Annotated in this window: 6 protein-coding genes, 1 tRNA gene and 1 pseudogene; 4 read left to right on the top strand and 4 right to left on the bottom strand. The window is 65.7% G+C overall.

From position 1 onward, the window contains the following. Positions 1-212 precede the first annotated feature (212 nt). The gene (locus F7D09_RS09145) at positions 213-1,763 is read right to left on the bottom strand and encodes a M81 family metallopeptidase (RefSeq protein ID WP_152235161.1); all 1,551 of its coding nucleotides are present in this window, start codon (positions 1,761-1,763) and stop codon (positions 213-215) included. Between the two features lie 132 nt (positions 1,764-1,895). Continuing rightward, positions 1,896-1,968 (bottom strand) — tRNA-Arg (locus tag F7D09_RS09150). Positions 1,969-2,651: 683 nt separating this feature from the next. Here F7D09_RS09150 and F7D09_RS09155 point away from each other — a divergent pair. Beyond that, on the top strand, positions 2,652-3,629 hold the full coding sequence (locus F7D09_RS09155) for an endonuclease/exonuclease/phosphatase family protein (RefSeq protein ID WP_226836188.1): 978 nt from the start codon (positions 2,652-2,654) through the stop codon (positions 3,627-3,629). 104 nt (positions 3,630-3,733) lie between these two features. Continuing rightward, positions 3,734-3,937, top strand: coding sequence for a hypothetical protein (locus tag F7D09_RS09160; RefSeq protein ID WP_152235165.1), 204 nt, complete (start codon positions 3,734-3,736; stop codon positions 3,935-3,937). Positions 3,938-4,444: 507 nt separating this feature from the next. Here the strand turns inward: F7D09_RS09160 and F7D09_RS09165 are convergent. Both F7D09_RS09165 and xseA read right to left on the bottom strand, forming a co-directional pair. Then, positions 4,445-4,753, bottom strand: a complete 309-nt coding sequence (locus F7D09_RS09165) for an exodeoxyribonuclease VII small subunit (RefSeq protein ID WP_152235167.1) — start codon at positions 4,751-4,753, stop codon at positions 4,445-4,447. A gap of 173 nt (positions 4,754-4,926) precedes the next feature. Further along, on the bottom strand, positions 4,927-6,222 hold the full coding sequence (xseA, locus tag F7D09_RS09170; RefSeq protein ID WP_376863204.1) for an exodeoxyribonuclease VII large subunit: 1,296 nt from the start codon (positions 6,220-6,222) through the stop codon (positions 4,927-4,929). Positions 6,223-6,615: 393 nt separating this feature from the next. Between xseA and nrdD the strand changes: the two are divergent. Both nrdD and nrdG read left to right on the top strand, forming a co-directional pair. Then, a pseudogene (gene nrdD, locus F7D09_RS09175) lies at positions 6,616-8,955 on the top strand (anaerobic ribonucleoside-triphosphate reductase); the annotation flags it as partial. A gap of 509 nt (positions 8,956-9,464) precedes the next feature. Further along, positions 9,465-10,172, top strand: coding sequence for an anaerobic ribonucleoside-triphosphate reductase activating protein (gene nrdG / locus F7D09_RS09180; protein ID WP_152235178.1), 708 nt, complete (start codon positions 9,465-9,467; stop codon positions 10,170-10,172). The last annotated feature ends 766 nt before the right edge of the window (positions 10,173-10,938 follow it).

Here is a 10,938-nt window from a genome sequence, read left to right on the forward strand (position 1 = left end):
GTTTGCCAGTCGCGTCCTCCTGTCGTTTGTCACAGCGGGTACCTACCCGCTGTGACAAACGAGGCTGACTGGCCCGCACCTTGGCTCCCACGGTGGAGGGCCGAGCCGTGCAATTGCAGGACGCTGTCAGCCGCAGGTGATCGGCCCGCTCCTCGGCCCCCTCGGTGGAGGGGGCTGGCTGAGCGTAGCGAAGACTGGGGGAGCGTCACCCGCTAGAACATTCGGTCGATCATCCGCGCATGCAGGTCCGGCGTAAAGTCGCCCGGATCATACGGCACCATCGGCCGTTGGATGCGATGATGACCCAGCCGGATCAGATCCTGGTCGACGCCTCCGGGCGTGAGCGCCATCATCCAGTCGGCGGCCATGTCGAACAGTTCCGGCTCCAGATAGCCGATCTTCACGATGACGATATCCGCATGGCGCGGGTCAAGATCCAGGTCGGTGAAATCATGCTCATGATGATACGGCTTGCGCAGCTCGGTGAGGATCACATGCAGGCCGCCCACGCGTAGCACGACTTCAGTCTTCGCATCACGGTCGCCATACCGGATCGCATGCACGACGCCGGTCATCGTCACCGGTCCGGCATGCAGGTCGTCCACCGCGGCGCCGCCTGTCACGGTCACCGTCGCGCCGACCCCCGCCTCGACCGCCGTGCGCACCGCCTCAGGGGCCGGCAGCGAGGCGTAGATCACCGTGCGCGGCGATTCGGCCGCACCCTGGCCCAAGCCCGTCACCCGCGGGTCGTCCAGCAGCCGCTGCAGCGTCCACGTCACGTCCCCGGCGCCGCCGGCGGTCGGATTGTCGCCGGAATCACTGATGAAGTACGGTCGGACGTCACTGCGCAACGCCGCGTCCAGACACTCGTCCAACGTGCCGGTCGGCGCGACGAACGCGAACTCGTCACGCGCCGCCCAGAACATGGCCGCCAGCTCCTCGGCGCCGGCGGAGACCGCGTCACGGTCGTCGCCGGTCACCACCACGGCCGCCTGATTGCGCGGTTCGTCAGCCCACGCATAGCCGACCCACACGGCCGCGTCCAGCACGCCCGGCCGCTCGGCCACCTCGCCCACGTGCCGGTAGATCGACTTCGCAGGCTCCACGCGCGTCGACGTCTTCTCGCCGGGCAACAGCACCGGCACCGGAACCCACGCCTTGAACGGACGGCCGGCATGGTCGCGCAGCCGTTGCACGAGATTGCGCGTCGCACGCTCTTTGGTCTCCAGCTCGTCCTCATGCGGGGCCATGCGGTAACAGGTGATCAGGTCGGTCAGCCGCACGAAATCGGCCGACACATTGCCGTGCAGGTCCATCGACGACGAGACGAGCACGTCCGGGCCGATGACCTCGCGCACGCGCCGCAGCAGCACGGTCTCCGCATCATCCAGCCCCTCGACGGTCATCGCGCCGTGAATGTCGAACCACAGGCCGTCCAACGGGCCGTGATCTGCGATGATGCCGCGCAGGCGCTCCAGCATCTCGGCCGTCAGCGACTCGAACGCGTCCCGGGTGACGATGCCGCCCGGCAGCGCGCGCCCGACCAGCGCGCCATGCCAGTCGGCCGCCTCGCGCAGCGGCGAGCCGGGGGACATGAACGGGTAGGCGTCGAACACCTCGTCGCCGCGGCGCGGATGGAAGGCGGCGGCTTCGGTGCGAGCTGGCGAGAACGTGCTCGCCTCGATGGCCAGACCGGCGACGGCGATGAGCGGATGGTGGAGTGACGGTGCGGCGGATGTGCCGCGTACGGCTGAACGTTCCATGGAGCCTCCTTGCGGGAACGGCGCGGGCGGATTCGGGTGGCCGGGGCCGGGACGGTCCGGTGCAGGCCGGCTTGGCCCCGGCTCGCCGGTGCGGGTATGAAAAAGCCGGAACCTGAGGTTCCGGCGATGCGGTGCCCCGGATGCGATTCGAACGCACGACACCCGCTTTAGGAGAGCGGTGCTCTATCCCCTGAGCTACCGGGGCAACAGCATGACATTATACATGACGGGCGGATATCCGGTCGTGCCGATGGCCGGGGAGCGGGGGCGGCCGTTTCCGACGACCATGACCGGCAAGTTGGTCGAAAACGGACGCTGACAGGCCGATTCGCGGTCGTTTCCGACAAGGATGGCCCATGTCCGAGTCGAAAACGGACGAAATATGGGGCATATGCGGTCGTTTTCGACCAAAAGCGCGCCGCTGAAGGTCGAAAAGCACCGGAAAACGTGTCGGGAACGGAAGGATTCGGCACGCACAGGCATGCTCGTCGCCCCGACGACGCTATCGTATGGACGGTCGGCACCACGCCGACGCAGCCGGAAGCGGCGACAGGCCGTGCCGGATCGTCGGCATCATCAGCGAAACAGCGAGGCGGGAACATGGCGAGAACGCAATCATCGGCGGCACAGGCGTCACGTCGGGCGCGCGACCGTGCCATAGCCGACGCACGTGAGACCCTGTTGGCCCGCGCGACGGCGAACGAGCCGGGCCGCACCGGCCGCCGACCCGCCGCGGCGTCCGGTCGCAAGCCGACCGCCGGCAGGGGAGCGCGGTCCAATACAGCGCGGTCCAATACAGCGCGGTCCGGCGGCCGTCAGCCAGCCCAACGCAAGCCGCAGTCCGCCGCCAAGCCGGACGCCCGCCGTTCCCACCGTCTGCTCGGCTGGATCGCCATACCCTGCGCGGCGGTTGCCCTGCTCGGCGTCATCCTGCGCGCGTTGCCCGAGGAACTCCAGTCGCTGCCGTATGTGCCGGTCCTCGTCGCGGCGACCCCATGGTTCATGATCCCCGCGTTGCTGGCGTTCGTGTTCGCCGTCCTGTCACGCCGCTGGATCACCATGCTCACGGCGCTCGCCTGCCTTGGCGTGCAGGGCTGGTGGCAGCAGCCGTTCTACAGCGGCGCGGTGAAGCTGCCGGCGAGCGTGTACCAGGCGATGTCGTCGTCGCGGCCGGACACCGGCGACATGATCGCGCGCGTCATGACGTTCAACGTGTACAAGGGGCGGGCGGACGCGCAGCGGATCGTCGAAGTCGTGCGTGACCAGAAGGTTGAGGTGCTGGCGCTCCAGGAGACGACGAACGCGTTCATCAAACGGCTTGAGGACGCCGGCATCCACCGGTATCTGCCGTATTCGCAGGTCTCCTCGTCGGACGGCGTGTCCGGCAACGGCATCTGGTCGGCCACCAAGCTGTCCGATCCGGTCGATGATGAGGTGAACTCCAGCGCGTCGTTCATGCCGGCGGGCACGGTCACGTTCGGCGGCGGCGAGGCGCGGCTGCGGTTCGTCTCCGTGCACACCACTGCTCCCGTGCCCGGATATTGGAGCCGGTGGCGGCTGACGTTGGACGAGCTGGCGCGCATGCGCTCGCGTACCGGGTCGCGGTACGTGTTCATGGGTGATTTCAACGCGACGACCGACCACACGCCGTTCCGGGACTTCCTCGGCGAGCGGTTTACGGACGCGGCACGACAGTCCGGCCACGGGTTCACGTTCACATGGCCGACCGATAAGCCGCCGCTGCCGCGGTTCGCCGGCATCGACCATGTGGTGCTCGACCAGGGTATCGTCGCCGGGCAGATGCAGGTCGTGCCGATCGACGGCTCCGACCATGCGGCGCTGCTTGCCACGATCGTCGTGCAGTGACTGGCGATTTGGCGAACGCGCGACGGCGCTCGGCGTTTCTCGTGCGAAACCGGGCGGATGCGACTAGAACTGGAGATACAGGAATCACATCAAGGAGGTTTCTCATGGACGAGAAGACATTGGTGGACGAGCTCGGCAAGGCGCAGACGGTCGATGAGGTGCTGGCTGCGGTCAAGGAAGCCGGACGTGGCATGACATACGAGCAGGCCGACGAACTGTTCGGCCGCATCAACCAGACCAAGTGCGATGCCGCGGAGCTCAGCGGCGACACGATCGAGAAGATCGTGCGCACCACCTTCGGCATCTGACGCCGATATCCATGACCGATACTGTTTGGCCCCTCCACCGAGGGGCCAAACCATGTATGGACGTACAGCGGTAACCCCGCTATGCGACCGGCATCCCTTGGCCCCCTCGGTGGAGGGGGCTGTCGGCGAAGCCGACTGGGGGAGTGCTCCCATGTTCGTCGTGCCGGTTTCATTGTGACCGGCTCAAATAGCACTCAGCGGTATTCCCGCTATGCGACCGGCATCCCTTGGCCCCCTCGGTGGAGGGGCTGTCTGAGCGTAGCGAAGACTGGGGGAGCGCTCCCACGTTCGTCGTGCCGGTTTCATTGTGACCGGCTCAAATAGCACTCAGCGGTATTTCCGCCATGCGACCAGCCCCTCGGCCCCCTCCGCCGAGGGGGCCGAGGAGTGTCAGTCGCATAGCAGGGATTCCGTTGTCAGTTTTGGTTCTTAACTCCGCCGAGGGGCGGCCGCATAGCAGGGATTCCGTTGTCTGCTATACGGCCGGCTCGCCGTGAGAGAGATGGCTCAGTTCAGGTTGGACTGGGTGCCGGCGGTGTCGGCGCTGGTCGCCTGCTCGGCCTGGGCGGCGTCGAGCTTGGCGCGCACGTCGTTGAGCAGGCTTTGCGCCCGCTTGGCCAGCGCCTCGCCGATCTCCCACTGGCGCATCGACTGGTCGAGGTTCAGGCCGCCGGCCTCCAGCGCCTGCACGGCCTGGATGAGCTTGTCGCGCGCCTCCTCGTACGGCATCTGCGCGATGGCCTCGCGCTCCTTGTCGGTCAGGCTGGACGCGGGCGTGGTGGCCTCGGCCTGCTTGGCGGTGTTCTTGTCTGCCATGTCTTGCTCCTTGCTGTGTTGGTTACTACGTGTTGGTTGATGCTGTCTGTTGGCGGGTGCTGTCTGTCTGCCGGTCGTCCAGAACGGGACCGTTCTCGAATCGGAGTCCTTGGCCCCCTCGGTGGAGGGGGCTGTCAGCGAAGCTGACTGGGGGAGCGCCCTCGTGTACCGCCCTAGTCCGCGGTGGCGGTGACGACCCCCTGCTTGAGGGTGAGGGTGAGCGTTTCGCCGGACTTCACGTCGGCCGCGTCGTCGATCACGTGCCCGTCGGCGTTCTGCACGACGGCGTACCCGCGGTTCAACGTCGACTGGGGGCTGAGCGCGGTCAGGCTGGCATGCAGCTTCTCGACGGTCAGGCTGGCGTCGTCCACGATGCGCGTCAATCCGATGTCCATGCGCCGCCGCGCGTCGTCAATGAACCGCTGATGCGGCTCCAGCATGGTCATCGGCCGCGTCAGGCTCGGCCGGTTCGCATAGCCTTCGACCAGCCGGATCTCATTGTCCACGCGTGAGCCGATGCGCATGCGGATGCGCGAGATCGCGTTGTCGATCAGCTGCCACTGCTCGTGCACGTCCGGCACGACCTTCTTCGCCGCGTCGGTCGGCGTGGAGGCGCGCAGGTCGGCCGCCAGGTCGATGAGCGTCCAGTCGTCCTCGTGCCCGATCGCAGAGACGATCGGCGTGACGCAGGCGGCCGTCGCCCGCACCACGCCCTCGTCGGAGAAACCGATGAGGTCCTCGAACGCGCCGCCGCCGCGCGCCACGATGATCACATCCACTTCCGGGTCCGCATCCAGCTGCCGGATGGCCTGGATGATGTCGGGCGGACACTGCGGCCCCTGCACGTGCGCGTGCACGACCTTGAACCGCACGGACGGCCAGCGCAGGTTCACGTTCGTGATGACATCGCCCTCGGCGCGCGCCTGCGGTGCGCAGATCAGACCGATGCACGAGGGGAATTCGGGCAGCGGCACCTTGCGGTCGGCGTCGAACAGCCCCTCGCCCTTAAGCTGCATGCGCAGGCGGTCGATCTGCTCCTTCAGGCCGCCGCCGGAACCGATCTTGCGGATGTCGTCGCCGATGAAGCTCAGCCGCGTCTGCTTGACCCAGATGTCGGCCTTGCCGTGGATGACCACGCGGTCGCCCTGCCGGAACTGCGCGGCCTTCGCGGCGAACGCACGCCAGCCGGAGACCGAGATGGCGATGTCCTCCACGTCGTCGCGCACGGTGAGATACGCCGAGCCGGCGCGCCGCGTGTTGATCTCCGTGATCTGGCCGGCGATCCAGGCCGCGGGCCACCGTTCCACGGCGTTATGGAACTTCTGGCTCAGCACGCCGACCGGCCAGGGGTTCTCGGCCGTCGTCTCACTGGCCAGACGCGGCAGCTGGTCGAGGGGTTTCGGAATGTCGTTCCCCCCGGTCGTGACGGGCTGCGGCGCCGTCGTTCGATAGTCCTGTTCCCAATTCATACCCCTCAGACTTCCGCAGATGACGGACAAGTTCATCTGCCCGCGAGACCGTCGCGCGGCACCGGTATGATGGTTCGTCGGCTTTTTGCCGGATGCCGTCGGACGCGACACGCTGGAAGAACAATCACAGAATTCCCATTTCGGCCATATTCCGCCAAAACAAGCATATGTTGGGCTGATTTTGGCGTTTTGTAACTAGATATAGGGGTGGGGATGTCGTACAGTCTACGGAGGATTAATTCAGGACCGCGTTCGCGCGGCGTCCGCCCGGGTCTCTCGGACGGGCAGACAGGACACAGGGAAGGACAGGATCGAGCCATGGATGCTCTGCTGATGAACGCCGATACGACGACCGTCTCCAAGGTGAACGTCCCCAAGACGAACATTGCCAAGGTGATGGTGGAGAAGCGTGACGGCCGCGTCGTCGACTTCGACCCGGTCAACATCATCAGCGCCGTCAAGTCGGCCTTCGCGGACCTCGACAAGCAGGTCGGCCCCGAAGAGGAGAAGCTGATCCGCGGCTTCGCCGACCAGATCGAAGGCGAGATCAAGGACCGCTACAACGGCCCCGCCAAGATCGAGGACATCCAGAACCTCGTCGAGCACGCCCTCATCGGCGCCCACCTGTACGACGTCGCCCGCGCCTACACCAACTACCGTCTCGACAAGGACATCCAGCGCGCCAAGGCCACCGACGTCAACGAGGCCGTCGCCCGGTTCATCAACCAGGACCCGACCCTCATCCACGAGAACGCCAACAAGGACGCCAACGTCTACGCCACCCAGCGAGACCTGCTCGCCGGCGCCGTGTCCAAGGCCGCCGCGTTCAACATGCTGCCGCCGGCCGTCGCCAACGCCCACATGAAGGGCGACATCCACTTCCACGACGCCGACTACTCGCCGTTCACCGCGCAGTCCAACTGCTCGTTGCCCAACTTCTGGGACATGCTCGCCAACGGCTTCACCCTCGGCAACGCCCCCATGGCCTCCCCGAAGTCCATCGCCATCGCCGCCACCCAGATCACCCAGATCATGAAGGACGTGGCGTCCAGCCAGTACGGCGGCCAGACCGCCAACCGCGCCGACGAGCACCTCGCCGTGTACGCGAAGAAGGACTACGAGAAGTTCCTCGAAGAGGCCCGCGAGACCATCCCCGACGGCATGCCCGTCGAATTCGCCCGCCGCCAGGTCGAGAACGCGAAGCAGAACGAGCCCGCCAAGCTGCACTTCGGCAGCCGCGAGCCGCTGCCCATGGACACCCCGTTCCACACGGACGTCGACGAGCTCGAGCAGGAGCGCGAGATCCTCGCCAAGATCCGCACCCGCAAGGCCATCTACGACGCCATGCAGACCATGGAGTACCAGATCAACTCCAACCGCGTCTCCAACGGCCAGACCCCGTTCGTCACCGTCGGCTTCGGCCTCGGCACCGACTGGTTCTCACGCGAGATCCAGCGCGCGATCCTCTTGAACCGCATCCGCGGCCTCGGCAAGGAGCACCACACCGCCATCTTCCCCAAGCTCGTGTTCACCGTCCGCCACGGTGTCAACGCCGACAAGGGCGATCCGAACTACGACCTCAAGCAGCTGGCCCTCGAATGCGCCACCAAGCGCATGTACCCGGACGTCGTCTTCTACGACAACATCGTCAAGATCACCGGCTCCTTCAAGGCGCCGATGGGCTGCCGTTCGTTCCTGCAGGGCTGGATCAACCCCGAAACCGGCAAGGACGAGGAGGACGGCCGCATGAACCTCGGCGTCGTGTCGGTGAACGTGCCGCGCATCGCCATCGAATCCCACGGCGACAAGGCGCGCTTCTGGAAGCTGTTCGAAGAGCGCATGGAGGTCGCCCACCAGGCACTCCAGTTCCGCATCATGCGCTGCAAGCAGGCCACCCCGGTCAACGCGCCCACCCTGTTCCGTTACGGTGCGTTCGGCCGCCTCGGCGCCGGCGACAGCGTCGACGCGCTGTTCAAGAACGAGCGCGCCACCGTCTCGCTCGGCTACATCGGCCTGGCGGAGACGACCGCCGTCTTCTACGGCAAGAACTGGATCCGCGACCACGGCTGGGATCCGCAGGGCAAGGAGTTCGCCCTGTCCATCGTCAAGCGCATGAGCGAGCTGTGCAAGCAGTGGAGCAAGGCCGAAGGCTACCACTACTCCGTGTACTCCACGCCCGCCGAGTCGCTCACCGACCGCTTCAACCGCATGGACCGCGAGAAGTTCGGCCGCATCGAAGGCGTCACCGACCACGACTTCTACACCAACTCGTTCCACTACCCGGTGTGGCTGCAGCCCACCCCCATGGAGAAGCTCAACTACGAGAAGGACTTCCCGTACTACGCTTCCGGCGGCTTCATCAACTACTGCGAATACCCGTGCCTGCAGGACAACCCGAAGGCGCTCGAAGCCGTATGGGACTACGCCTACAACATCGGCATCGGCTACCTCGGCACCAACACGCCGATCGACCACTGCTTCGTGTGCGGCTTCCAGGGCGACTTCGAGCCCACCGAAGAAGGCTTCAAGTGCCCCGAGTGCGGCAACTGCGACCCGGACAAGTGCAACGTCACCAAGCGTACCTGCGGCTACCTCGGCAACCCGGTGCAGCGTCCGATGGTCCACGGCCGCCACGAGGAGATCTCCCACCGCGTCAAGCACATGAGCGGCGAGACCGGCCACGTGACGCTCGCCGACGGCGAGACGCGCGAGTGGTTCGAAGAGGCCAAGTAGGGGCCAAGTAACTACCGGTATCGCGCGCTGGATTCCGCGGTGGCCGTCCGGCATACGTTGTCTGACACACTCAAGGCCGTTCGGCCAAGCCTACGGTCAGACAACGTATGCCGGACGGCCACCGCTTGTTTGCGTTCAACGTTACGGTTGGGCGGGAGCGGATTGGGGTGTGCGGTCGGGCGACGTGTCCGTCAGACAACGGGACGCTCGTTTGCGCTCAACGTTACGGTTGGGCGGGAGCGGATTGGGTTGATTCGTTACTTGGCCTTCCTCGGTGCGGGACGATGTCTGAGCGGAGCTGACTGGGGCGTCACTCGCGAATCGGGTCGTCTTTCGGCCGGCACGAGGGCGGGAGCCGCCAATCCGGCTGGCCCGACCCTCGGCCCCCTCGGTGGAGGGGGCTGTCAGCGGAGCTGACTGGGGGAGCGTCGCCCGCTTGTCGCTTCGGCCGAGTACGACATGGGACAATGGTGATTGCGACAACGCCGCGACAATAAGGAGGACGGATGATGGACAGGAAGCCGACGCTGCATGATTTCGCTTCCGGGGAGTCGGGGCGTGGCCCCGGCGTGCCGTCATCGTTGACCAACAACCCCCGTGCCGGCCAGTGGGATGGCCGGCGCATGTCCAAGCGCATGATCGCCGACTACAAGACGTTCATCGTCACCGACGGCGAAGGTGTGCGCAACTCCCTGTACGTCTCCGGATGCCCGTTCCACTGCGTCGACTGCTTCAACTCGTCAATCTGGGACTTCCAGGCAGGCCACGAATACACGCAGCGTCTCGAAGACAAGATCATCGAGGACCTGCGCGCCCCATGGGTGCAGGGCATCACCTTCCTCGGCGGCGAGCCGCTGCTCAACACGCCCGTGCTGCTGCCGCTCGCCCAGCGCATCCGCCGCGAGTTCGGCCATGACAAAGACATCTGGTGCTGGACCGGCTACACATGGGAGGAGCTCATGCGCCCCGGCGAGACGCCCGACAAGCTGGAGCTGCTGCACCTCATGGACATCCTCGTCGACGGCCGCTACCTCAAGGACCAGAAGGACTCCCTGCTCCAGTTCCGCGGCTCCTCCAACCAGCGCATCCTCGACATCCAGGCCTCCTTCGCCGCCGGGCGGCCCGTCATCTGGGCCAAATTGCACGATCAGGAGCGCGACATCCCCGAAATCTACCTGAAGGACCGTGCTGCCGGCGAGTCCCAGCAGGCGTCCTGAACGGTGGTGCGCGGCCGAGCGCCTTTTCATGGCATGGCCTTGACATCGCACGTGCGCGGGACGCCTGTCCGGAATTCCTGTCGATGCCGGTCGGACGCTCCCGCTCCCGAACGCATCGCCATCGAATCATCGGCGACAGGGCGAAACGGCCATACCGGACTGGCTATCGGCCCTACCCAACATGACAGGGGCGAGACGCGGGCGGATATGGAAAGTGATTGTATTGCGCGTTGGGACGCGGTGCTGGAATCGCGGTTTTCTGGCTTGCGTCCCATTGGCGTTTGGGACATGAGTTGCTGTAATCGGTCACATCGTCCCGTGTCCCACGATTCTGTGGGACGCGAGGCTGTGTGACCGTTCACATCGTCTCGTGTCCCACTTGCCATTGGGACGCGAGCGCAAAATGCGCGATTTCGGGCTCGCGTCCCATTGGCCTGCATCTCGCGAGACCATGCGCGCGGCCGCAAAGTCTTGAGTGGGGTCAAGGGCTGGCCTCGCGTGTCTGCTCGGTGCTGTTTCCGTTCACGATTTGTCGGCCCCGGCAAATCGTGAACGGAAAACCGCACATAATCGCACATGCCGCTACCGCAGAATGGCGGAATTCCAGACTTGGCAGTGTTCATTCGCACATCTGACCGTTCATGATTTGCCGGGGCCGACAAATCGTGAACGGTCAGGGGGCCTAGGTCAGGGGGCCTAGGTCAGGGGGCCTAGGTCAGGGGGCCTAGGTCAGGGGGCCTAGGTCAGGGGGCCTAGGGCATAAGAC

It is taken from the genome of Bifidobacterium leontopitheci (assembly GCF_009193355.1).
Lineage (GTDB): Bacteria > Actinomycetota > Actinomycetes > Actinomycetales > Bifidobacteriaceae > Bifidobacterium > Bifidobacterium leontopitheci.